Source organism: Pseudomonas triticicola (assembly GCF_019145375.1).
In the GTDB taxonomy this organism is placed as follows: domain Bacteria; phylum Pseudomonadota; class Gammaproteobacteria; order Pseudomonadales; family Pseudomonadaceae; genus Aquipseudomonas; species Aquipseudomonas triticicola.
Window position 1 is genome coordinate 1,545,787 of sequence record NZ_JAHSTX010000001.1, and the last position, 22,282, is coordinate 1,568,068.

Annotated in this window: 20 protein-coding genes and 2 pseudogenes; 9 read left to right on the forward strand and 13 right to left on the reverse strand. The window is 58.6% G+C overall.

Going from position 1 to position 22,282, the window contains the following annotated elements:
• Positions 1-19 precede the first annotated feature (19 nt).
• From KVG85_RS06960 to KVG85_RS06970, 3 genes are all read right to left on the reverse strand, one after another.
• On the reverse strand, positions 20-439 hold the full coding sequence (locus tag KVG85_RS06960; protein ID WP_073476308.1) for an organic hydroperoxide resistance protein: 420 nt from the start codon (positions 437-439) through the stop codon (positions 20-22).
• Between the two features lie 61 nt (positions 440-500).
• A complete protein-coding gene (locus KVG85_RS06965) occupies positions 501-1,016 on the reverse strand; it encodes an HvfX family Cu-binding RiPP maturation protein (RefSeq protein ID WP_217863377.1) in 516 nt (171 codons plus the stop codon).
• Between the two features lie 379 nt (positions 1,017-1,395).
• Positions 1,396-2,457 carry an SDR family oxidoreductase gene (locus KVG85_RS06970; protein ID WP_217863378.1) on the reverse strand — a complete coding sequence of 354 codons (1,062 nt, stop codon included), beginning with the start codon at positions 2,455-2,457 and terminating at the stop codon, positions 1,396-1,398.
• A gap of 104 nt (positions 2,458-2,561) precedes the next feature.
• Between KVG85_RS06970 and KVG85_RS06975 the strand changes: the two genes are divergently transcribed.
• Positions 2,562-3,206 (forward strand): dTMP kinase, encoded by a 645-nt coding sequence (locus KVG85_RS06975; protein ID WP_217863379.1) that lies wholly within the window; start codon positions 2,562-2,564, stop codon positions 3,204-3,206.
• Positions 3,207-3,348: 142 nt separating this feature from the next.
• Here KVG85_RS06975 and KVG85_RS06980 read toward each other — a convergent pair.
• The 9 genes and pseudogenes from KVG85_RS06980 to KVG85_RS07020 all read right to left on the reverse strand — a co-directional run bounded on the left by KVG85_RS06980 (position 3,349) and on the right by KVG85_RS07020 (position 10,845).
• A pseudogene (locus KVG85_RS06980) lies at positions 3,349-3,815 on the reverse strand (metallophosphoesterase family protein).
• Positions 3,816-3,894: 79 nt separating this feature from the next.
• Positions 3,895-4,194: a MafI family immunity protein gene (locus KVG85_RS06985; RefSeq protein WP_217863380.1), complete on the reverse strand. Its 300-nt coding sequence runs from the start codon at positions 4,192-4,194 to the stop codon at positions 3,895-3,897.
• Positions 4,195-4,312: 118 nt separating this feature from the next.
• Complete coding sequence (locus tag KVG85_RS06990) at positions 4,313-4,774, reverse strand: hypothetical protein (RefSeq protein ID WP_225926643.1); 462 nt, start codon at positions 4,772-4,774, stop codon at positions 4,313-4,315.
• 25 nt (positions 4,775-4,799) lie between these two features.
• A pseudogene (locus KVG85_RS06995) lies at positions 4,800-5,192 on the reverse strand (DinB/UmuC family translesion DNA polymerase); the annotation flags it as partial.
• A gap of 302 nt (positions 5,193-5,494) precedes the next feature.
• The gene (locus tag KVG85_RS07000) at positions 5,495-5,674 is read right to left on the reverse strand and encodes a hypothetical protein (protein WP_217863382.1); all 180 of its coding nucleotides are present in this window, start codon (positions 5,672-5,674) and stop codon (positions 5,495-5,497) included.
• 263 nt (positions 5,675-5,937) lie between these two features.
• Complete coding sequence (locus KVG85_RS07005) at positions 5,938-8,340, reverse strand: TonB-dependent receptor (protein WP_217863383.1); 2,403 nt, start codon at positions 8,338-8,340, stop codon at positions 5,938-5,940.
• A 67-nt stretch (positions 8,341-8,407) separates the two neighbouring features.
• A complete protein-coding gene (locus KVG85_RS07010; protein WP_217863384.1) occupies positions 8,408-9,358 on the reverse strand; it encodes a FecR domain-containing protein in 951 nt (316 codons plus the stop codon).
• On the reverse strand, positions 9,358-9,867 hold the full coding sequence (locus KVG85_RS07015; protein ID WP_217863385.1) for a sigma-70 family RNA polymerase sigma factor: 510 nt from the start codon (positions 9,865-9,867) through the stop codon (positions 9,358-9,360). The genes KVG85_RS07010 and KVG85_RS07015 overlap by 1 nt, the downstream gene beginning before the upstream one ends.
• Positions 9,868-9,948: 81 nt before the next feature.
• Complete coding sequence (locus KVG85_RS07020) at positions 9,949-10,845, reverse strand: helix-turn-helix domain-containing protein (protein ID WP_217863386.1); 897 nt, start codon at positions 10,843-10,845, stop codon at positions 9,949-9,951.
• Between the two features lie 162 nt (positions 10,846-11,007).
• Here KVG85_RS07020 and KVG85_RS07025 point away from each other — a divergent pair, with 162 nt between their 5' ends.
• The 5 genes from KVG85_RS07025 (at position 11,008) to KVG85_RS07045 (ending at position 17,294) form a co-directional block, all read left to right on the forward strand.
• On the forward strand, positions 11,008-12,366 hold the full coding sequence (locus KVG85_RS07025) for a glutamine synthetase family protein (RefSeq protein ID WP_122507351.1): 1,359 nt from the start codon (positions 11,008-11,010) through the stop codon (positions 12,364-12,366).
• A gap of 191 nt (positions 12,367-12,557) precedes the next feature.
• Complete coding sequence (locus KVG85_RS07030) at positions 12,558-13,646, forward strand: polyamine ABC transporter substrate-binding protein (RefSeq protein ID WP_122692592.1); 1,089 nt, start codon at positions 12,558-12,560, stop codon at positions 13,644-13,646.
• Positions 13,643-14,944: an NAD(P)/FAD-dependent oxidoreductase gene (locus tag KVG85_RS07035; protein WP_217863387.1), complete on the forward strand. Its 1,302-nt coding sequence runs from the start codon at positions 13,643-13,645 to the stop codon at positions 14,942-14,944. Before KVG85_RS07030 ends, KVG85_RS07035 begins: the two co-directional genes overlap by 4 nt.
• Before the next feature lie 125 nt (positions 14,945-15,069).
• Positions 15,070-16,725 (forward strand): PqiB family protein, encoded by a 1,656-nt coding sequence (locus tag KVG85_RS07040; protein WP_122507348.1) that lies wholly within the window; start codon positions 15,070-15,072, stop codon positions 16,723-16,725.
• A 17-nt stretch (positions 16,726-16,742) separates the two neighbouring features.
• A complete protein-coding gene (locus KVG85_RS07045; protein WP_217863388.1) occupies positions 16,743-17,294 on the forward strand; it encodes a PqiC family protein in 552 nt (183 codons plus the stop codon).
• 5 nt (positions 17,295-17,299) lie between these two features.
• Here the strand turns inward: KVG85_RS07045 and KVG85_RS07050 are convergent, their stop codons facing one another.
• Positions 17,300-18,238 carry a site-specific integrase gene (locus tag KVG85_RS07050; protein WP_307845070.1) on the reverse strand — a complete coding sequence of 313 codons (939 nt, stop codon included), beginning with the start codon at positions 18,236-18,238 and terminating at the stop codon, positions 17,300-17,302.
• A gap of 243 nt (positions 18,239-18,481) precedes the next feature.
• Here KVG85_RS07050 and KVG85_RS07055 point away from each other — a divergent pair, with 243 nt between their 5' ends.
• From KVG85_RS07055 to KVG85_RS07065, 3 genes are all read left to right on the forward strand, one after another.
• Positions 18,482-19,861, forward strand: a complete 1,380-nt coding sequence (locus KVG85_RS07055; RefSeq protein WP_217863389.1) for a UDP-glucose dehydrogenase family protein — start codon at positions 18,482-18,484, stop codon at positions 19,859-19,861.
• Between the two features lie 242 nt (positions 19,862-20,103).
• Positions 20,104-21,282: an MFS transporter gene (locus tag KVG85_RS07060; protein WP_217863390.1), complete on the forward strand. Its 1,179-nt coding sequence runs from the start codon at positions 20,104-20,106 to the stop codon at positions 21,280-21,282.
• Positions 21,283-21,438: 156 nt separating this feature from the next.
• Positions 21,439-22,125, forward strand: coding sequence for an HPP family protein (locus KVG85_RS07065; protein ID WP_217863391.1), 687 nt, complete (start codon positions 21,439-21,441; stop codon positions 22,123-22,125).
• The last annotated feature ends 157 nt before the right edge of the window (positions 22,126-22,282 follow it).

Genomic DNA, 22,282 nt, shown 5'->3' on the forward strand with positions numbered 1-22,282 from the left:
AAACCCGCCACGGTTCTGCTCAAACGAGGTTGATTACCACGTTGATGTTGTTCCGCGTCGCTTTGGAGTACGGGCATGTCTGGTGTGCGGTGTCGATCAGCTCTTGAGCGACGTTGCGATCCAGCCCGGGAAGGAAGACGTTGAGGCGAGCCTGGAGGAAATACGCACCATCGGTTGTGCCTAGATCGACTTCGGCGTCGACCGCAAGGTCAACCGGGAGGGTGACTTTCAGCTTGCTCGCCGCTAGTCCCATTGCACCGATAAAACAAGCCGACCAACCTGCGGCGAACAACTGCTCTGGGTTGGTACCGGCGCCAGAAGTGCCAGGCGACGACAGCTTTATATCCAGTCGGCCGTCGTCACTGAGGGCGGTGCCATTACGACCACCCGAGGAGGTATGGACTTTGCCGGTGTACAGCACTTTATCAATATGGGTCATGGTGAAACTCCTGATTAACTAGCGGGGGTTGAGAGCGATAACCTTGGTGACGCAATAACACTCAGCGTGCATTCAAGCGCTTGAGATACCGATCGATGAATGCATCCAGGCTCAGCTTGCCGGCGCCTGTGAATACCAGTGGCAGAAGTGCGACGAGATAGATCAACGGCAGCTTGAAATTGCCGTAGCCTTTGTTGCTGATGGAGTACCCCATAGCCAGTTCGCTCAACGTCGACCACTCTGCTGGCCAGTGAACTGCGGCAGTTGCCACGACGGTGACTACTATGAGGATCAGTGCCGAAAGACGTGTTCCCAGGCCTACAAGCAAAGCAATGGAACAGAGCAGCTCTGCCCACATGGATAACTGCCAATTGAACGTAGCCGGCAGATGATTGAAGGGAAAAGGGAAGGCACCCTGGATGCTTGGGAACCAGTTCTCACCGTTCCACTTTTCCCATCCCGCTTCAAAAAACTCCCAGGCCAGAAACACGCGCAGGCTTAACGGTGCGATCCAGTCTCCAGCACGATCGAGGTTAAGTTGCAGGCGATTCAAGACCGATAACGCGTTTGTTTGCATTGGTTTAATCCTCCGACTCGTCGTCAAGAAAGTGGAAGCCTTTCAGGTGCTCCCAGTGAGAGGTATCAGGCACAGGAGCACCTGCGCTGGCCGTGAGCGCAGTTCATCGTGCTGGTGTATCTCGCTTGTGTCTGGGGGCGTGGGAAGATCAATGTTGTGTAACGTGTTTGCGTCCGTACACACTTGGATACAGAGCGATACCTGTTGAAGGCGCTATTTTGGAGTTGGGATATATGATCGGCTGCGTTCTGCCGGTGACTGGCGGGAGGATTTCGCAGGACAAACGAACGTCGCAGATGAGGGGAGGGGCGAGGGCGTGGAAAGTACTGTTGAATGAGGGGGGGCACGCCAGGTGCCCACCTTGTCTGTCTGGAACCGCCTAAGGTATCAAGCGCATCTCCCGCAGCCTGTCGAACACGTCAAAAAATGCCTGATCGCTCGCTTGGTAGGCAGTGAAGCCCATCAGGCGGCTTTTCGACATGTCCGTGACCACTTCGATGGGCCGGCCAAGGTCGGCATCGGTATGCCATGGAGAAATCAGGCGACTGATATCGGATTCTTTCAAATCGTGTTCGGCGACTATTTGCGCCCAAACGGCTTGATCGTCCGCCATCTGCTTCTCTAGAGGCGAAGGTGACGCAGGATAGTCAGCAGCAGGCAGGTCGAAGTATTCGGCAATTCGGCTCCACATCCATTTCCAGCGGAATACATCGCCATTGGTGATATTGAATGCCTGATTTGCCGCAGCCGGCGTGGTGGCCGCCCACAGTTGCTGTTTCGCCAATTGCCGCGCATCGGTCATGTCGGTGAGGCTGTCCCACTGCACCTTGGATCCGGGAAACACAAACGGACGATTGGTTTTTTTGCAAATCGAGGCATAGACGGCGAGGGTGGTCGCCATGTTCATCGCATTGCCCACGGCCACCCCCGTGACGGTATGCGGGCGATGCACGCTCCAGGTGAAACCGTCCTTTTCCGCAGCGGCGAAGAGTTCGTCTTCCTGAGCGTAATAGAAATTCTCGACATCGAGACGACCCTGTTCTTCGCGAAACGGCGTCTGCGGCAAGCTGCCCTTACCATAGGCTTCGAACGGGCCGAGGTAGTGCTTCAGGCCAGTAACCAGCGCTACGTGTTTGACGCTTTTCGCTGGGCGAATGGCGGCGAGGACGTTGCGTACCATGGCCGCATTGACGCGAATGTTCTCGGCCTCCGTGGCTTGCCGCGACCATGTGGTAATGAACACATGAGTGGGTTTCACATCCCTCAGCGCCTGTTCCAGTGAAGTAGGATCCTGAAGATCTGCCGCGACAGGGATCACGCCTTGCGCTGGTGATGGATGCCTCGACAGCGCGGCGACTTGCCACTGGTTGTCGATGAGTAACTGGGTGATGGCGCTGCCGACAATGCCGCTGGCGCCCACGACTAGAGCTGTCTGGGTCATAGGTTTCTCCTGGATTTGAGTTTGGGAGTCCGTCTGAGCAACAGAGGTTCAACCTGAAAATCCGTTAGAGTGCGCGCTACTCCCCGTTAAAGCCTGTGAGAAAAATGACTCGTCCGCTGTTTGTCGCTCTGGATGGCCCCAAAGGCGTCGGCAAAACCTCGCTGTTGGAGGCCATCACTGAAGTCCTGAGGGCAGACAACCAGAAAGTCATCCGACTGTGCGAGAAAAAAAGCGACCCGTTCAGGGGCGAAACAATGCATCTGGTGAACCGACTCGTCCGACATCCTGACCGGGATCTGGAACTGGAAGTTTGCCAACGCCTGGCTGACAGCCGCAGTTGGATTTCCCGGCACGTGCTGACCAAACAGCCTGCCGACAGCATCATCCTGATCGATCGCTGGTACCCGTCCGATGCGGCGTTTCGCCGGATAGTCCCGTTTGCTGAAATCCTGCAATTGAACATTGACCGCAACGTACAGGTGCCCGACCTGCATGTTGGGGTGGTGACGACGGCGGAGATTTCGTGGGCGAGGGCAGGGGCACGACGGCGCGGCTTGAGCAGCACTGTGCTTCGCGGTCTGGAGGAGCATGTCGCTTGTACTGAGGCGTTTGAGGTGGCCGCTGCAGATCAGGGTTGGTTTTTGTGTCGGAATGAGGGGGCGATCGAGGAGGCGACGGCGCGGGTGGTAGGGGAGATTAATCGGGTGATTAGACGCCTCCATGTGGGAAGTGTCAGTCCGCCATGCTGAGCGGCGCGGATCGGATCTAAACCCGCTGTCCTGTCACTTGATCGCGCGCTCGGCGGCGTTGAGGATCGGTTCGCCGCGAGATAGGTCGGGCCTGGTAGGAGGTGGCGCTTCCTGGTCCTGGATCGCAGTATCCGTAGCGATTTCAGGCGGGGGGATCCAGCAGGGAAATCAGGCGCGGCTCGATGCTGTCGGGTTGTATCTCGAGAATTGCCAGCGTGACCGGCAATTTGAAACGCCGAGGGCCGGGCTACCAGGGTTCACGTATAGACGATCGCCGCGCCATTCTATGCGCGGTTTGTGGGAATGGCCGGTGATGATGAGCTTTATGTCTGGATCTAGATCGGCGGGGACGTCGGCGATGTCGTGGATAAGGAGAGTGTGCCAGCCGTTGAGAGTGCAGGTCAGAAAGTCGGGGAGGTCTTTGGCCCATGGGCTGCTGAGATCATTGTTGCCGCGCACGGCGTGGACGGGAGCAATTTTGGACAATTGGGCAAGGATGTCCGGGTTGCCGATGTCGCCGGCGTGGATGATCAGGTCACAGCCTTGGAGCGCGCTGATGGCTTCGGCGCGTAGGAGATTGTGAGTATCGGATATCACGGCGGTTTTCATGGGCCAATTCTCCGTGGATGTTTCGGGTGGGAGTGACTGTTTTCGACCCAAAGCTGACCTTCAGATGGGTAAATTTTTTTCATCTCGTGAATGGCATCTTCAAGGACTTTGCGATCCGAGCTAAAATTTTTATGCATTTTTCAGAAACAACGAGCGGTGGTTCGTTAATCATGTAAAGTAAGTGTTCGAACGCTACTCCAGCCTCGTTGTGATCGACATAATCCAGAACTATTTCACCACCATTCTCTAAACCTGCCTGAGCTAATGCATGGTTTTCCGGTACAGGGCCGAGCTGTTCGTATGCAATGGACATCAGCGTCGAAATCTCCTCAAGTGCCTCAACGAAATCGGCCCTCAAGTCGTTGTTAAGGTGACTCATAACAAACATCCCTTCGATTATGTTGACCTGCGTTCCGTTCCCGTCTTGTCGATTGTTGCCAAAGACCTGATCTTTGCGCACGCGCTTGGGAAGCTAAGGTCGACCGTCCGCTCTGGGGTCAAGCTTTACCCATTTCCTCGTACGAAGCATCGACGAATATGATGTGCTCATCCCAAGCAGCTTCAGCTAGATCCCGGATAATTTCGGCGAGCGTCTCAACATCTGCCCCCTGAGCTTCGATGCAGGCCAAGCGTCCGGGCGACCAGTCGATGATGGAACACTGTGGATACGTCCTTAGCAGTGCGGACAGCACTTCCTGAGGAGGCTCTCTGTGGATATACATGAAGTCAAAGTACGGGGCACTGGCATTCTGAAGCGGGTACACCAGAGCCCATGCATTTGATTGGCCGGGAAAGCAAATTCGGACATTACGATGCGCCCATTCCGGCCCACTGTGTTGGATGTGGCGAAGTACTTCGATGATCGAATGACAATCGGCTATTCGGATCATGCGATAAGGGTCAAACGTCCAGCCACGCCCAGGCTGGGTCCCTGCGTTACTGGTCTGAGGGGCAGTCATTCTTGTTTTTCTCTTCATCGCATTACCTTAAGCCCGATCGGAAGAGGCGATTGACCACTTCGGTCGCAGCCTTCGTCATCAGCCGGGCGTCGTTGGTCGGGTACGGCAATTCCACTAAGCCGCCATTCGCATATTTCGCTTCCTCGGGATTGAACATGCCGGTGCGAATGGTGACGCGGATTTTCTTGCATAGCGAGTTTTGCGCTTGGAGTTTCTCCGCTGCGCGCTGGGTGTAGGTGGCGACGGCTTCTTCACGAGCAGTCTTCTCGATCATCACGCTGAATTTCTGGCGAAGCATCCATGGATCGGCTTTCGCCAAGTCCATGGCGGTCTTGATGCCCATTGTTTCCAGATGAGCCTTCATGCGCTTGCCAATGCCCCAGACTTCGCCGACATCGGTGTTGCGCAGCGTCCAGTCGTAGCGATTGCCGCATTAGGAGTGGTGGATCTGATATCTAAAGCCTGAGGCTATTCGCATCCATGATTTAACATAATATACATTACACGTAACAAGATGTTACGGACTTCGTATGGTTGTCGTGGTTGTCGTGGTTGTCACGCGTAATCGAAATCCACTGCCACGATAAACACTGCCAAATCTCTACCTCCGGTATTGCCGCAGATTTCCCCATCCGATCATTCAACTGAAAAAAATCCCGCTACTTACCGTAACGGGATTTCTGAGCTGGTTGAAACGTCTCGACTACACTTCTGGAAAATTTACTCGTCACTCACCGGGTTTATAGGCTCGGTCGTTTGCGCATTAATAATCTTCGTAACAGCACGCTGATCCACCGGTTCGTTGATTAAATTGTTTCGGCGTGCCAGTTGCGCGGGTGTTAATTGTTTCAATTGCTCTGGAGTCAGGTTCAAGAGCTGGTCATCGCTGAACGTTGTCATGGCGTTTGCTCCTTGGAGGAATGTGCTCATTACGCAGCGACTATCCTTTGCGCCTCAGAGCAATTTTAAAACTGTAAGAAATAACAGTTTTTTAGGCCTGTTCGCGTTATTGCTCATAACGAAAACCCATGTTGAGATGCGACTGGTTGGGCTAAGACATTACCTCGGCCGCTATCGCGACCAATTTTCGTTAGCTCAACTAAACGGTCATTTAGTGTAGTTAACGTATTTACGAAGACAATCGACGCATTTACCCTGCTCCATTAGAAGTCTACCGTCGCCGACAGCAGATACGTTCGCGGCGTAGAAAGCGTCAACCCCGGCTCACTATCATCCGATGCACCCGCCGAACTCCAATAGCGTTTATCCAGCACGTTTTCGACATTGGCGCGCAAGGTGATCGTCTTCTCGTCCAGCTTGAAAGCATAGCGTGTGCCGACGTCGAACCGCTCCCAGGAGTCGATTCCCTTATCATTCGCTTGGTCCAGATACTGCGAACTTGAGTAAATACCGCGACTGGTTAACGTCAAACCCTGCACAGTCGGCACGTCCCACTCCGCGCCGAGGTTGACGTTATATTTCGGTGTCGCCGGTGCCCGATTGCCGTCGAATTTGCCGTTGGTGGTGTGGGTCAGTTCGCTGTCAATAAACATCACACCGCCGAGCAACCGGAAGCCTTTGAGCGGTTCGCCGAACACGCTCAGTTCTACGCCGTTGTTCTCACGCTTGCCGTTCGGGCCGAAGACTCGTGTGGTGGCGTTGGTTTCGTAGGCAGGCTGTTTGATGCGGAACACCGCTGCTGTCAGCGCGTATGAGCCCGCGTCGTATTTGGCGCCGACTTCAATCTGGCGGCTGATGAATGGCGGGAAGATTTCGTCTTCGTTGATAGATGTCGATGGCGCGATCTTGCCTTGGCTCAGACCTTCCATGTAGTTGGCGTACAGCGAAAGTTTGTCCGTCGCCTTGAACAGAATCCCGCCCGATGGCGAGACTTTTTCCTCATCGTAAGCCGTGTCGCCCTTGATGCCGTCGCTCCAGTCATCGACTTTGACTCGCTGCCAGCGCGCCCCCAAAGTCAGCAACAGGCGATCGTCAAAGAAGCCGAGCGTGTCGGACAAGGCCACGCCGCTGAAGCGGTTCTCAGTGTAGACCTTGGCGTCATTGCGAGTCGGCGTGCCGGGTCTGGCGATTTCCACCGGATCGTAGAGATTGCTGCGCCCGGCCGCGTAACGGGCGCCGCCGTTTTCGAAGTCCATATAAAAGTAGTTGGCCGCCAGGTTTACTTCATGGCTGACCGGCCCAGTCTGGAACCAGTTTCGCACCCCGGCGGTGGCCGTGCGCACGTTTTCGTCGCGAGTGAAGTCGCGCGGCTGAACGCTGAAATCGCCGGCGTCGTTGCTCACCGAAACTGCATGGCGCAAGAAGTCATGATTGCTTTTGCGTGCGCCGACGCCGCCATACAGCATGACCGAATCGCTGACATCGAACTCGCCGTTCACCGTGCCGAAAGTGTCTTTAGTGCGCGCCCGGCTCCAGGGTTGCGCATAGTTATCGCGCACATCATTGGCGTTCGGCACCTTGGCATTGGCGGCGACTTGCACGCGTTCCTGCGGTGCGTCGGTGTCGCGTTCGGTGTGGCCGATATCAGTGGAAAGTCGCAAGCGTTCACCACGAAAGTCCAGACCGAGCACCGCCATGTCGCGATCGACGCTCTGGTGATCCCATTCGGTATCACCGGACTGTTTGACCCCGTTGAAGCGCAGACCGAATTGGTTTTCGTCACCAAAACGCCTTCCGACATCCACCGCGCCGCCGGCTTGGTTGTTCGAGGCGTAATTGGCTGTCAGCGAGGTGATCGGCTTGTCGGTCGCGCGTTTCGGCACGACGTTGATCCCCCCTCCTACACTGCCCCGTGGCGAAATCCCGTTGATCAATTGGCTCGGGCCTTTGAGGATGTCGACGCGATCGGCCATTTCCATGTCGATGGTGTAAGTCGGCAACACACCGTAGAGGCCGTTGTAGGCAACATCACTGTTGAACAGACTGAAACCACGGATGGTGAATTGCTCATAGCGCCCACCAGCCGGGTTGGTTGCGCGTACCGAAGGGTCGCTGCCGATCAGGTCGCCGAGGGTGCGCGCCTGTTGGTTTTTCACCGTTTCGCTGGTGTAGGTGGTCATGCTGAACGGGGTTTCCATGAAATCCCTGGAGCCCAACAGCCCTTGCGAACCCCGCCGCGCGACCTGACCGCCGGCGAATACATCGGCATCCGCTGAACCGCTCGCGCCGAGAATCGATGTCGGTGCCAGCTGCAAGGTGCTGCCTTGCACTGCGGGCACCAGCGTATAAGCCTGATCACCGACAGGTTGCAGCTGCAAACCGGAACCCAGCAACAACCGACTAAACCCCTCCTCCACACCGAATTCGCCGGACAACCCACTGCTGTTGCGGCCGCTGACCAGCGCCGGATCCATCGAAAGATTGACTCCAGCGAGACCGGCGAAGCGCGTCAGCGCTGTACTCAGACTACCGGCCGGCACCTGATAACTGCGGCGGCTGCCATCGTCTGCCCAGCTCGATTGGATCAACACGGGGCTGGCACTCAGGCTCAGCAAAAGGCTCAACTGCAACAACGGACGCAAACGACCTGGGAATACTGCGGGCATTGGAAGAAGCTCTCGATTTTGTTCACTTGCCTGGAATGACCAGCGAGGCGAAAAAAAGGGACAGACTTCAGCCAGTTTTTTCTGCACGCGGTACCAGTGACACCCAAAATCGCGTTCGCGCATGCACGTCGACGGGCAAACTGGCTGCCAGCAGTGCCAGCACTTGATCGGTATCGTCGAGGCGGAAACTGCCGGTGATGCGCAGCGATTCCAGCGCCGGATCCCAACGCAGCACGCCCGAGCGGTAGCGACTCAGCTCGCGAAGGAAATCACCCAGCGGCTGGTTTTGCGCCATGAGCACACCGTCGCGCCAACCGGGCATCAACGCATCGAATGCCGTCACCGCCCCCGCGCCCGAAGCTTGCAGGCTGACTTGCTGGCCCTGCTGCAATACCAGCGCCGGGCCGTGCAGTGGCTGCAATTGCACCGAACCGTGCAGCACGCAGACCTGGCAATCGCGTGCATTGAGGCGCACCGAGATGTCGCTGTGATTGACGATCATCCGCCCATAAGGCGCGTTGACGATAAAGGCTGAATCGCCCGCCACGTTGAGCGCCATCTCGCCACGAATCAGTGTCAGCTGACGTGCAGGCAGATCGACATTCACCGCGCTGTCGGTGTTGAGCTGCAATGAAGAATCCTGCGCTAATTGCACTTTGCGCCGCTCGCCGGTGCTGGTGTGCAAATCGGCACGCCAGACCTCCAGCGGCAGCTCCCGACTGATCAACCACGCCGCCGGCACCAGCGCCGCTGCGCCCAGGGCACGCTTGAGTGCCGCGCGCCGCGCCGGATCCGGCCGATCCAGCGTGGCCATGGCCAGTGTCGGCGGCAAACCTGCGAAACGCTGGCGAAGCTGTTGGATTTTCTTCCAAGCGTTTTCGTGGCGACTGTCACTGGCGCGCCAATGCTGCAACCGTGCGTGATCTTCATCACTGGCACCACCGGACTCGAGCAGTGCCAGCCATTGCGCCGCTGCCCGCGCCACTTCCCGCGTTTCCTCGCTGGGGGCAACGCGCATCACAGATCCACCAGCAAGCAATGCTCGTACGCTTGGGCCATGTAACGTTTCACCGTGCGCTCGGAAACCTGCAAGCGTTCGGCAATCTCGCGGTAGCCAAGGCCCTCGAGTTGGCTCCAAAGCAATGCTCGGCGCACCGGGCGCGGCAAGCCATCGAGCAATTCATCCAGCGCCTGCAAGGTTTCCAGCAGCAACCAGCGCTGTTCCGGCGACGGTGCGCACGCTTGCGGCAATTGCGCCAAGGCGTCGAGGTAGGCTTTTTCCAGATGGCGCCGCGTGTAGAAATTGCTCAGCAGCCGTTTGCCGACGGTGAGCAAATACGCGCGCGGCTCGCGCAACTCGGCCAGTGGCGGCGCGTTGCACAGGACGCGCAGAAAGGTGTCCTGACTGAGGTCCGCCGCATCCCACGCATTGCCCATGCGCCGGCGCAGCCAGGTTTCCAGCCAGCCGCGGTGCTCGCGATACAACTGCTGCAGGCTCTGCTCCGACGGTGACGTAGCTTCAATCATCTCAAGAGACCCTGCGCGAAGGTAGATTCAAATGAGACTGATTCTATTTAACTTCTCGAAGGACACAAAGCCTTTTTCTGCTCAGCGCTTGAGCGTTTCGCTCGGCAGCTCCTTGAACAGCGCGCGGTAACTGCTGGAAAACCGCCCCAGATGCCAGAACGACCAGCGCATCGCCACTTCCGCAACGGTGGTTTCCGTGGGCCTGCGCTTGAGCAATTCACGGTGCGCACTGTTCAGCCGCCGCAGGCGTAACCAGTGACTCGGGGTCATTCCGGTGTAGGCCTTGAAAGCCTGTTGCAACTGGCGCAACTGTACGCCGGCAACGTGAGAAAGTTCGAGCAGATTGACCGTGTCTTCCGGCGAATCAGCCGCCCACTCCCCTACTCTTTTGATGATTTGGCGTTCGTTGTTGCGGCGCTGCAATCCGCTGCGATCGAGGCTGGTGTGAGCGTTATCAAGGATGAACAGGCAGTCCTCGAGCAACTGTTGAGTCAGGCGATCTTTATCAAGTGGATCAGCAGCTTGCGACAACTTCGTGAGAATCGAGCTTAACCAGCCACTGAACAAAGCGTTCTGTCCGCAGTTCAGTGGCGCCATGAACAACCCTTCGAGTTTCGCCACTTGCAAACCGTGCTCGCGGACAAAGTCCGGACCGAATACCACGGCGATTTCCCGGTAGTTCTCCGGGGTGATCCAGATGTTGCGGCTCTCTTCGTTGAGCAGGTACAGCGCGTTGTCGCTGCGATCAAAGCAGAAAGCCAGAGCCCCGGATGGCGCACTGAAATTCTGCTCGACCCGAGTGTTCATCTGTTCTTCGTAAACCTCGACGCCCTGCAGATCGAGATAGCGAATCTGCCCGGCGAAATGTCCCGGCGACATCTGCTGGTAGTGCTGGACCCAGCCCGGTGTGGCGCGGATTTGCTCGGCCACGTCGGCGGTATTGAACGCTTGTACCTGGAGCGGATTGCACGTTGTCATGGGGTGACCTTGCGCACTCTTTTGGTGCGCTTTGGTGCTGCTGAAAGTGGATAGATGGAATCGCAAGCCGCGCCCAAGATAGTCGCCAACGCGCCACAGGGGAAGGGGCGGAAGATGAAACCCGCCCTCCCCGGCGTCTACAAAACCAATAACGAGGTCTTTATGAACGCCCCTTTCGATCAGCTGTTCACCTGGCTGAAAGATCACAAGATTACCGAAGTCGAATGCGTGGTCAGCGACCTGACCGGCATCGCCCGCGGCAAGATTGCACCGACCAACAAGTTTCTGCATGAGCGCGGCATGCGCCTGCCGGAAAGCGTGCTGCTGCAAACGGTAACCGGGGATTTTGTCGACGACGACATCTACTACGACCTGCTTGACCCGGCCGACATCGACATGGTTTGCAAACCGGTTTCCGACGCCGTGTACGTTATTCCGTGGGCCATCGAGCCGACCGCCATCGTCATCCACGACACCTTCGACAAGTTTGGCAATCCGATCGAACTGTCGCCGCGCAACGTGCTGAAGAAAGTTCTGCAGCTCTACACCGACAAGGGCTGGAAGCCGATTGTCGCGCCGGAAATGGAGTTCTACCTGACCCAGCGCTGTGAAGATCCCGACCTGCCGCTCAAGGCACCGCTGGGTCGTTCGGGCCGTGCGGAAAGCGGGCGCCAGTCATTCTCGATCGATGCCGCCAACGAATTCGATCCGTTGTTCGAAGACGTCTACGACTGGTGCGAACTGCAAGGCCTGGATCTCGACACGCTGATCCACGAAGACGGCCCGGCGCAGATGGAAATCAACTTCCGCCATGGCGATGCATTGGATCTGGCCGACCAGATCACCGTGTTCAAGCGCACCCTGCGCGAGGCGGCGCTCAAGCACAACGTCACCGCGACGTTCATGGCCAAGCCGATCGGCGACGAGCCGGGCAGCGCCATGCACCTGCACCAGAGCGTGGTCGAGATCGCTACGAGTCAGCCGATCTTCGCCGATGCCGAGGGCAACATGAGCGAGCTGTTCCGTCATCACATCGGTGGCTTGCAGAAATACATCCCGAAAGTCCTGCCGATGTTCGCGCCGAACGTCAATTCGTTCCGCCGCTTCCTGCCGGACACTTCGGCGCCGGTCAACGTCGAATGGGGCGAAGAGAACCGCACGGTTGGCCTGCGTGTGCCGACTTCGGGGCCGGAATCGATGCGCGTGGAGAACCGCTTGCCCGGCGCCGACGCCAACCCGTACCTGGCGATTGCCGCAAGCCTGCTGTGCGGCTACATCGGCATGGTCGAGAAGATCGAGCCGAGCGCGGCGGTCGAAGGCCGGGCCTACGAGCGCCGCAATCTGCGCCTGCCCATCACCATCGAAGAAGCCCTGACGCAGATGGAAGAGTGCCCGAAGGTCGCGGAGTACCTGGGCAGCAAATTCGTCCGCGGCTACGTCGCGGTCAAACGCGCCGAGCATGAAAACTTCAAACGCGTGATCAGCTCGTGGGAGCGTGAGTTCCTGCTGCTCAGCGTCTGACCCCGCCCCGTTACTGTGGGAGCGAGCCTGCTCGCGAAGACGTCGGCACACTCACCATAGATGTCGACTGAAACACCGCTTTCGCGAGCAGGCTCGCTCCCACATTGAATCTGTGATGTACCCAAGAAGTGATAACCCCACAGAAGAATGTGCAGCGCCTGAGAATTCCAATAAATCCAAGAGGTGTCGATATGCGTCTATTGAAATCCGTACTCCCGATCGCAATGAGCGTGCTGTTCAGTGCCGTAGCCCACGCCGAGCCCCAAGTCAGCGTCTACAACTGGACCGACTACATCGGCGAAACCACCCTCGCCGACTTCCAGAGCAAGACCGGGATCAAGGTGATCTACGACGTCTTCGACTCCAACGAAACCCTTGAAGGCAAACTCCTCGCCGGTCGCACCGGATACGACGTGGTGGTGCCGTCCAACCACTTCCTCGCCCGTCAGGTAAAGGCCGGCGCGTTCATGAAGCTCGATCGTTCACAGTTACCAAACTGGAAGAACTTGGACCCAAAACTGCTTGAATTGCTGGAGAAAAATGATCCCGGCAATGCGCACTCGGTGCCTTACCTGTGGGGCACCAACGGCATCGGTTATAACGTCGACAAGGTCAAGCAAGTGCTCGGTATCGACCACATCGATTCCTGGGCCGTGCTGTTCGAACCCGAGAATCTGAAGAAGCTGAGCCAGTGCGGTGTGTCGATGATGGACTCCGCTGACGAAGTCTTCCCGGCCATCCTCAACTACATGGGCATGGACCCGCGCAGTGAAAACCCTGAAGACTACAAAAAGGCCGAAGCCAAGCTGCTGAGCATCCGTCCGTACATCACCTATTTCCATTCTTCCAAATACGTGTCGGACCTGGCCAATGGCGACATCTGCGTCGCGTTCGGTTACTCCGGCGATGTGTTCCAGGCGGCCAACCGCGCCAAGGAAGCCAAGAACGGTGTGAATATCGCTTACGCCATCCCCAAGGAAGGCGCCAACCTGTGGTTCGATCTGCTGGCGATCCCAGCCGACGCGAGCAACGCCAAAGAGGCGCACGCCTTCATCAACTACCTGCTAGATCCGCAAGTGATCGCCAAAGTCAGCGCCACCGTCGGCTACGCCAATCCGAACCCGGCGGCCAAGCCGTTCATGGATCAGGAACTGGTCAACAACCCTGAGGTTTACCCGCCGCAGTCGGTGCTCGACAAACTCTACATTTCCTCGACCCCGCCCCAGGCGATCATGCGTCTGATGACCCGGTCGTGGAGCAAAGTGAAGTCGAACAAATGAATCAGCACAGCGCACAACACGCCCGCTCCTGGTACGCAGCTTCTGCACGGACGAGCACGCCCTACCCTGCGCTGGATGGTGATTTGCTTGCCGACGTCTGCGTAATCGGTGGCGGCTTCACTGGCGTCAACACCGCGATTGAGCTGGCCCAGCGCGGTCTGTCGGTGGTGTTGCTCGAGGCGCGACGTATCGGCTGGGGCGCCAGCGGGCGCAACGGTGGTCAGCTGATTCGCGGTATCGGCCATGAAGTCGAGGGTTTCGCCCGTTACGTTGGCCAGGACGGCGTGCGCTATCTGCAGCGCGCCGGCATCGATTCGGTGGATCTGGTGCGCCAGCGCATCACTGAAAACGCCATCGACTGTGATCTGCGCTGGGGCTTTTGCGAACTGGCCAACACCGCCGCGCAATTCGCCGCGTTCAAGCAGGAACAGGCCAGTCTCGCCGAACTCGACTATGCCCACGAAACCAGGCTGGTCGGGCCGGAGCAGATCCGTCAGCAAGTGGTCGACGCCGGAGTGTACGCCGGCGGATTGATCGACATGGGTTCGGGCCATTTGCATCCGCTGGATCTGGTCCAGGGCGAAGCGCATCTCGCGGCATCGCTGGGCGCGCGTATCTTTGAGCAAAGTCCGGTGCTGGAAATTCTCCATGGCCCGACCGTCGAGGTGCGCTGCGCCACGGGTTCCGTGCGCGCCGGCAGCCTGGTGCTCGGCTGCAACGCGCATCTGGATGAACTGGAACCCAAACTCAGCGGCAAAGTGCTGCCCGCCGGCAGTTACATCATCGCCACCGAGCCGTTGGACGAAAGCCGCGCCGCCCAGTTGATTCCGCAGAACCTGGCGCTGTGCGATCAAAAGGTCGGACTCGATTATTACCGACTCTCGGCTGATCGACGGCTGCTGTTCGGCGGCGCTTGTCATTATTCCGGGCGCGATCCGGCGGACATTGCCGCCTATATGCGCCCGAAAATGCTCAAGGTGTTCCCGCAACTGGCCGACGTGCACATCGACTACCAATGGGGCGGCAAGATCGGCATTACCGCCAATCGCTTCCCCCAGGTTGGCCGACTCAAACAGCACCCGAACGTGTTTTACGCGCAGGGTTATTCCGGTCATGGCCTCAACGTCACGCACTGGTGCGCGAAGCTGTTGGGCGAAGCCATTCATGCCGGGCACAGTCAGGGCATGGACGTGTTCAGCGGCGTGCCGCACATGACCTTCCCCGGCGGCCCGGCCTTGCGTTCGCCGCTGCTGGCGCTGGGCATGTTCTGGTATCGCTTGCGCGAAATGCTCGGTTAACAGGCGCTTACACATTCCTGAAGTTAAAACGGCTTCTGATTTGCTCTATCGCAAGGCACTTCTATATTGATGAAGTGCTTTTGCGTTCCTGACGCTCAGTGCCCGATAAATTGAGGAGGACATGGATGAAGTCGTCAGCCAGCGATGAGCCGCTAGCACCCGGTCAAGCGCCGATCAAAACCCGCCGTTTCGCTATTTCACTGGTATGGATCGTGCCGATTGTCGCGGTGCTGGTCGGCATTTCGCTGGTGATTCACAACATCCTTCAGGAAGGCCCGGTCATCACCGTCACCTTCAAGACCGGCGATGGCCTGACCGCGAACAAGACCGAAGTCCGGTACCGCAACGTGGTCATCGGCCATGTCTCCGACGTCGAACTGGCCAACGACCATAAACACGTCAACGCCACGATCAAACTCGCCAAGCAAGCCGAAGCCTTCACCCGCGAGGACTCGCAATTCTGGGTGGTGCGTCCACGCATCGGCGCCGGCGGGGTCTCGGGCATCGATACGCTGCTGTCGGGCGACTATATCGGCGCCGACATTGGTCAGGCCAATACCCGCTCAAAAAACTTCAAAGGTCTGGAGAACCCGCCGCCGATCACCTACGGCGAACCGGGCAAACGCTTTACGCTGCACACCGCAGACCTTGGCTCGCTGGACATCGGCTCCCCCGTTTATTACCGCAAGATTCCGGTTGGCCAGGTTGTGTCCTACGCGCTGGACCCGGACGGCAAAGGCGTCAACATCGAAGTCTTCGTGCATTCGCCCAACGATGCCTACGTCACCGAAAACACCCGCTTCTGGAACGCCAGTGGCATCGATATCAACGTCGGCGCCAACGGCTTCGCGGTGAAAACCGAATCGCTGTCGACCCTGCTGGTCGGCGGCATCGCTTTCCGCGCCCCGGATTACAGTCCCGACGATAAACCGGCCAGCGACGACAAGAGTTTCGAGCTGTTTGCCAATCAGACCGCCGCCCTCGCCCCGCCCGACGGCAAGGCGCAATATCTGGCGCTGCGGTTTGATCAGGCCTTGCGCGGCCTCAAGGTGGATGCGCCCGTAGAGTTTCTCGGTATCGAAATCGGCCGGGTGGTGGCGGTCAATCTCGACTTCGACGAGGTCAAGCGCACCTTTCCGGTGAATGTCGGCATTGTCATTTATCCGCAGCGACTCGGCCGTGCCCACGCGAAGATTCTCAAGACCTACCATGGCGACGAAAACGATGAGGCCACCGGCGCGCGTCTGATCGGCACGTTCATTGAAAATGGCCTGCGCGCCCAGGCCCGCAATGGCAACCTGCTCACCGGTCAGTTGTATATCTCGCTGGATTTCTATCCCAAAGCGCCGAAAGTCGCGTTCGACCCCAAGGCACGGCCGGTCACCATTCCGACCGTTCCCGGCAGCCTCGAACAATTGCAGGAAAAACTCGAGGCGATGGTGAACAAGATCAACGCGCTGCCGGTGGAACGCATCGCCAGCAACCTCGACGGCAATCTGGTCGAGCTGCGCAAGGGCCTGAAGCAGTTCAACGCCAGGACTCTGCCGGGTGTACAGAGCACCCTCGCCGATGTCAGCAAGACGTTGCAGTCCGCCAATGCGACCCTCGCCGAGGATTCACCGCAACGCGAGCAACTCACCGAGACCCTCGACGAGCTCGGGCGCATGTCGCGCTCGTTGCGAGAACTGTCGGATTACCTCGGTCGCCACCCTGAGTCGCTGATTCGCGGACGCCCCGACAACGCCGCGCCGCTGGACCTCAAAGGACCGCCACGCAATTGAGCACAGGAGCTGCATCCATGGCTTTACCGTTGAAGATCACCGTGCTCGCTGCCTTCGTGCTGCTGACTGCGTGCCGTAGCGACCCGATCAGCTTCCATACGCTGACCCCGGCGCAACCGGGTGCCAGCCGCAACGGCGCCGACATCGCCATCGAAAGCATCAGCGTGCCGCCACAGGTCGATCGCGCGCAGATTGTGATTCGCCAAGGCAACAGCGGCGTGGCGATTCTGGAAACCGATTGGTGGAGCGCCACCCTTGCTGATGAGCTGCGCGGTGCGCTGACCGATCAATTGAGCAGTGGCGTTGGTCAGCAACGCGCCTCCGTGCGCGTCGACGTGCAGCGCTTCGATTCGATTCCCGGCCAGTACGCCTTGATCGACGTGAAATGGCGAGTGCGCCCGCTGGGTGCGGCGGACGCGGCGCTACTGACCTGTCGCTCGGTGTTGCAGACGCCTTCAGGGCCAAGCATCGAAGAGCTGGTGACTGCGCAACAGAACAACGTCAAACGTCTTGCTGCACAAATCACTCAGGCGTCAATGCACGCGCGCAATTGCCCTTCATCGGGCTAATCGCTTTATAAATCGAAGCGATCCACCGCCCGCCGCCGCTCGTTGTCATCGCGCACATCGTAGTTGGCGGTCGTCTGGATATTGCTGTGATGCGCCAGTTTCTGCGCGATCGACAGGTCGTGCTCTTCGATCACCCGGGTGATGAATGAACGCCGAAAATCGTGGGGCATGATTTTCACCCCGACCTGCGTACCGCGCTGGCGGGCGATGTAGTAAATCGCGTGTTTGGTGATGCGCTCGCGGGTGATGTGGCTGCCCCGGCGTATGCGATTGAACAGGAATGCATCGTCGCTTTCGCCTTCCTTGAGCTGTGAACGACGCAGTTCCAGCCAGGCATCGAGCTTGGCGAAGGCCCAGGCCGGCGCGTACTTGATCAGCTGTTTGTTGCCCTTGCCGGTGACGGTCAGGCTGCGCTCTTTGAAGTCGACCTGACTCAGATCCAGATCCACCGATTCCGACTTGCGCATGCCGGTGCCATACAGCAACGCAATCACCGCCGCATCACGCAAGCCCTGCGGGCGCGGGTCGGCAGCGCAGACTTCCATCAGTTCATGAATCAGCGTGCGCTTGAGGTTGCGCCCCTGGGACAGCCGTGTGCCGGCTATGCCCTTGACCGAACGCATCTTCAGCAGGTGATCCTGGCTGATCAGGCTCATGCGCCACGCCTCGTTCATCACCCCGCGCACGGCATTGACGTACAGCGACGAGGTGTTCGGTGCATAACCGTCGGCACGCAAAGCGGCGACCAGCGCCACCACGTCTTCCGGTTGCAGACCGTGCCACGGGATTTCTTCGATATCGACGTCCTCGAAACCGAGACGGTCAGCGGCATCTTGCAGCACATAGCGCATGGTCAACTGGCTGGAAGGTGCCAGTCGCGCCAGGTAAACGGTCAGCGGATTGCTGGTGGACGGTGCAGGTTGGGTACTCGACAAATCACTCAAACGAAACGGCCTTGAAATAAAAAACGATTCAACAAAAACAATAAATGCATGAAATGAAACGCAAAAAAACGGCGTGACTCAATGACAGGGGTTGCCGCGAAAGGCCGACAACCTGCCGTTCGAGGCCATAAAAGTCAATCGGGCATTCCCCGAACGGTCTGTTTGCGGCTTTATCTGCACGGTAGGCGAACTGAAACATCGCGCTCTTATGTTCAATGCAGGGACTGCGAACAGGAGTGCGGCATGAAGATCACGGTGTTTGGCAGTGGTTACGTCGGTCTGGTGCAAGCGGCGGTGCTGGCCGAGGTCGGTCACGACGTTGTGTGCATGGATGTCGACGCGCAGAAAATCGAGCAGTTACGCCAGGGCCACGTCAGTATTTTCGAGCCGGGGCTGGCCAGCTTGGTGCGTGAAGGCCTGGAATCGAAACGCCTGCAATTCACCACAGATGAGCGACTCGCGGTGTTGCATGGGCGGGTGGCGTTCATTGCGGTGGGCACGCCGTCACGCGAGGACGGTTCGGCGGACCTGCGCTACGTGATGTCAGTCGGCGACGCGATTGCCCGGCATCGCCAACAGCCTTTGATCGTGGTGGAAAAATCCACGGTGCCGGTGGGCACGGGCGACGCTTTGCGCAGCCACATCGAAAAAGCCCTGATCAAGATTGGCCGCCTGCTGCAGTTCGATATTGTCTCCAATCCGGAATTTCTCAAGGAAGGTTCAGCGGTGGCCGATTGCCGGCGGCCGGATCGGATCGTCATCGGTTGCGAAGGCGCTGAAGTACGCGATGTGATGCGTGATCTGTACGCGCCGTTCAACCGCAACCATGACCGCATCATGTTCATGGACCTGCGCAGCGCCGAGCTGACCAAATACGCCGCCAACTGCATGCTCGCGACCAAGATCAGTTTCATCAACCAGATCGCCGAACTCGCCGAGCACCTCGGCGCAGATATCGAATCAGTGCGCCAGGGCATCGGTGCCGATACGCGGATTGGCTATCACTTTATCTATCCGGGTTGCGGCTACGGCGGTTCGTGTTTTCCCAAAGACATGCGCGCGTTGATTCACAGTGCTGAACAGGCGCATTGCTCCAGTGATCTGCTACAAGCGGTAGAAGCGATCAACCAGCGGCAGAAGCACAAGCTGTTTGAACGCATCAACGCGTTCTACCGGGGCGATTTGCGCGGCAAGGCCTTTGCCTTGTGGGGCCTGGCGTTCAAGCCCAACACCGACGACATGCGCGACGCGCCGAGCCGGGTTCTGCTCGAAGATTTATGGGCTGCCGGGGCCAGCGTGCGCGCGTTTGATCCAGAGGCCATGGTGGAAACCCAGAGTCTCTATCCAAACGAATCGAAATTGATGCTGATGGGCACGCCGGAAGCGGTACTGGCCGGCGCCGATGCGTTGATCATCTGCACCGAATGGCAACAGTTCAAGGCCCCGGATTTCGAGCTGATCAAACAGCGCCTCACTAGTCCGGTAATCTTCGACGGCCGCAACTTGTACGACGCCGAGCGTCTGGCGCGCAATGGTTTCCAGTATTTCCCGATGGGGCGCGGTGAATCGTGCAAGTTGCCGATCACCTTGCGGCAGAGGCCGGCGGCTTCGGATGTGGCTTGAACTGGCCCTGTGGGAGTCATTGCAAATTGTGAGCTACACAGACCCTGTGGGAGCGAGCCTGCTCGCGAATACGGTATGTCAGCGACATCGCAGGTGACTGATCCGCCGCCTTCGCGAGCAGGCTCGCTCCCACAGGGAAGTCATGTGCGCCGAAGGACGCTGGTGTATCAGCTTGACCGGTGGCGGCTGCCCAGAGAGGATGGCGTTCGCCCAGGCTTCCCGAATAAGGACATTCCCCTTCCGTGGCCATGTACTCGCCGTTCATTCGCCGATTGATGATCAGCTCGCTGACCGTGGTCATCAGCCGCGCCCTGGTCAGTCCGTTGCTGACGCTGTTCCTCAGCAACAAGCTTGGACTCAATCCGCAGGATGTCGGCTTGCTGCTCGGCATCGCCGTGTTCAGCGCCACGCTGCTGTCGCTGTACGGCGGCTACATCATCGACAAGCTGGACAAGCGCCAGTTGCTGATTGTGGCCATGCTCTCCAGCGGTATCGGCCTGATCCTGCTGACCTTCGCGCAGAACCTGTATCTGGTCACCCTGGTGCTGATCATCAGCGAAACCGCGTCGGCGCTGTTCCTCATCGGCTCCAAGGCGATCCTCAGTGAAAACCTGCCGGTGGGCCAGCGGGTCAAGGCGTTTTCCCTGAATTACACGCTGACCAATATCGGCTACGCCGTCGGCCCGATGATTGGCGTGGTGATTGCCGGGGTGCAGCCGTCCGCGCCGTTCATCGTTGCCGGCGCGATCGCCATTGGCAGTATTTTTCTGCTGCTCGGCGCGACCAGGGATACCAGTCCGATAACTTCCGGCAGTGCGCCGCAAAGTTTCCTCAACACGCTGATGATCCTGAAAAACGACCGCACCATGGTGCTGTTCACCCTTGGCTGCCTGCTCAGCACGTTGGTGCACGGACGCTTCACCCTGTACCTGTCGCAATACCTGCTGGTCACCCACACCCAGCAACAGACCCTGGACACCATGGCCGCCCTGCTCGCCTGCAACGCAATCACAGTGATCCTGCTGCAATACCAGGTCGGTCGCTGGCTCAGCCGCGAACACCTGCGTCACTGGATTGCCGGCGGCACTGCACTGTTCATCGTCGGGTTGATTGGCTTCAGTGTGGCGGACAGCCTGCTCGGCTGGTGCGTGGCGATGTTCATCTTCACCTTGGGCGAAATGATCATTTACCCGGCAGACTTCCTCTTCGTCGATACCCTCGCCCCGGAGGCACTGCGCGGCAGTTACTACGGCGCGCAGAACCTAGCGGCACTCGGCGGTGGGGCGAGCCCGGTGCTGTGCGGGTTTCTGCTGATGCACACGCCGGCGCCGAGCATGTTCTACGCCCTGAGCGGCTTGGCGGCGCTGGGTGGCTATCTATGCTTCGTCAGCGCGCGGCGCACCAGTTCAATGCAAAAATAGTGCACTAAAACTGCATTTATATGAATTTGTCAGCATCGAGTTTGATCGGCAAACTACGCGCGTTCCTCCCCCAATGTTGGAACGCTTCGAGGGCTTTCCGGATATGCCGGACAAGTCCTTTTTTTTGCCCCGGATTTTGTAAAGGATCAGTTCTACATGCTTGCTCGCTGGTTGCCCGCTGCCATCAACACCCGCCCCACTGAATGGAGCCGTGCCGCGATCGGCATGGCCCTGGGCACGCTGTTCAGCGTATGGATGTGCGCGCAGGTGTTCGGCCATGACGTTGCGTTTCACCTGATCGGCCCGCTCGGCGCTTCGGCGGTGCTGCTGTTCGCCGTGTCCTCGGGCGCCCTCGCCCAGCCATGGTCGATTCTCGGCGGCTACCTGTGTGCTGGCGTGGTCGCCCTGCTGGTCGCTCACGTGCTCGGCCGAACACTGGGCAGCGCCTGCCTTGCCGCCGGCATGGCGGTGATTCTGATGTGCTGGCTGCGTTGCCTGCACCCACCGGCCGGCGCCCTGGCGCTGACGCTGGTACTGGCCGACCCTGCGACCATCGCCATGGACTGGAAAGCCATGGAGCCGGTGATGCTCGGCGCTATCTGCATGCTCGTCAGCGCGCTGGCCTATAACAACCTGACCCGCATCCGCTATCCGAAACGCGCTGCCGACCCGGCACCGCCAGTGGTCCCGGTCGACCGCCAGGCGATTACCGCCGAAGACTTGAAACTGGCGCTGGCCGACATGGAAGCCTTCATCGACGTCACCCCCGAAGACCTCGAACGCCTGATCCACGCCAGCGAACTGCACGCCAAGCGCCGCAGCATTACCGAAACGTTCAGATGATCCCTTTGTAGGAGCTGACGAGTGCAACGAGGCTGCGATCTTTTGATCTTGTTTTTTGAAATCAACAGATCGCAGCCTCGTTGCACTCGTCAGCTCCTACACGGACAGCGGCGCTAAGATAAAAACGCAGATTCCCCCTGCACATATCCCCGTTGTA

Excerpts from the sequence above, each read along its gene's own strand:
- KVG85_RS07020 (WP_217863386.1), bottom strand. The coding sequence starts at position 10,845 with ATGACAACGTGCAATCCGCTCCAGGTACAAGCGTTCAATACCGCCGAC.
- KVG85_RS07040 (WP_122507348.1), top strand. The coding sequence starts at position 15,070 with ATGAAGTCGTCAGCCAGCGATGAGCCGCTAGCACCCGGTCAAGCGCCG.
- KVG85_RS06965 (WP_217863377.1), bottom strand. The coding sequence starts at position 1,016 with ATGCAAACAAACGCGTTATCGGTCTTGAATCGCCTGCAACTTAACCTC.
- KVG85_RS07065 (WP_217863391.1), top strand. The coding sequence starts at position 21,439 with ATGCTTGCTCGCTGGTTGCCCGCTGCCATCAACACCCGCCCCACTGAA.
- KVG85_RS07005 (WP_217863383.1), bottom strand. The coding sequence starts at position 8,340 with ATGCCCGCAGTATTCCCAGGTCGTTTGCGTCCGTTGTTGCAGTTGAGC.
- KVG85_RS07010 (WP_217863384.1), bottom strand. The coding sequence starts at position 9,358 with ATGCGCGTTGCCCCCAGCGAGGAAACGCGGGAAGTGGCGCGGGCAGCG.
- KVG85_RS06970 (WP_217863378.1), bottom strand. The coding sequence starts at position 2,457 with ATGACCCAGACAGCTCTAGTCGTGGGCGCCAGCGGCATTGTCGGCAGC.
- KVG85_RS06985 (WP_217863380.1), bottom strand. The coding sequence starts at position 4,194 with ATGAGTCACCTTAACAACGACTTGAGGGCCGATTTCGTTGAGGCACTT.
- KVG85_RS06975 (WP_217863379.1), top strand. The coding sequence starts at position 2,562 with ATGACTCGTCCGCTGTTTGTCGCTCTGGATGGCCCCAAAGGCGTCGGC.
- KVG85_RS06960 (WP_073476308.1), bottom strand. The coding sequence starts at position 439 with ATGACCCATATTGATAAAGTGCTGTACACCGGCAAAGTCCATACCTCC.
- KVG85_RS07030 (WP_122692592.1), top strand. The coding sequence starts at position 12,558 with ATGCGTCTATTGAAATCCGTACTCCCGATCGCAATGAGCGTGCTGTTC.
- KVG85_RS07015 (WP_217863385.1), bottom strand. The coding sequence starts at position 9,867 with ATGATTGAAGCTACGTCACCGTCGGAGCAGAGCCTGCAGCAGTTGTAT.
- KVG85_RS06990 (WP_225926643.1), bottom strand. The coding sequence starts at position 4,774 with ATGACTGCCCCTCAGACCAGTAACGCAGGGACCCAGCCTGGGCGTGGC.
- KVG85_RS07035 (WP_217863387.1), top strand. The coding sequence starts at position 13,643 with ATGAATCAGCACAGCGCACAACACGCCCGCTCCTGGTACGCAGCTTCT.
- KVG85_RS07025 (WP_122507351.1), top strand. The coding sequence starts at position 11,008 with ATGAACGCCCCTTTCGATCAGCTGTTCACCTGGCTGAAAGATCACAAG.
- KVG85_RS07045 (WP_217863388.1), top strand. The coding sequence starts at position 16,743 with ATGGCTTTACCGTTGAAGATCACCGTGCTCGCTGCCTTCGTGCTGCTG.
- KVG85_RS07055 (WP_217863389.1), top strand. The coding sequence starts at position 18,482 with ATGAAGATCACGGTGTTTGGCAGTGGTTACGTCGGTCTGGTGCAAGCG.
- KVG85_RS07000 (WP_217863382.1), bottom strand. The coding sequence starts at position 5,674 with ATGACAACGTTCAGCGATGACCAGCTCTTGAACCTGACTCCAGAGCAA.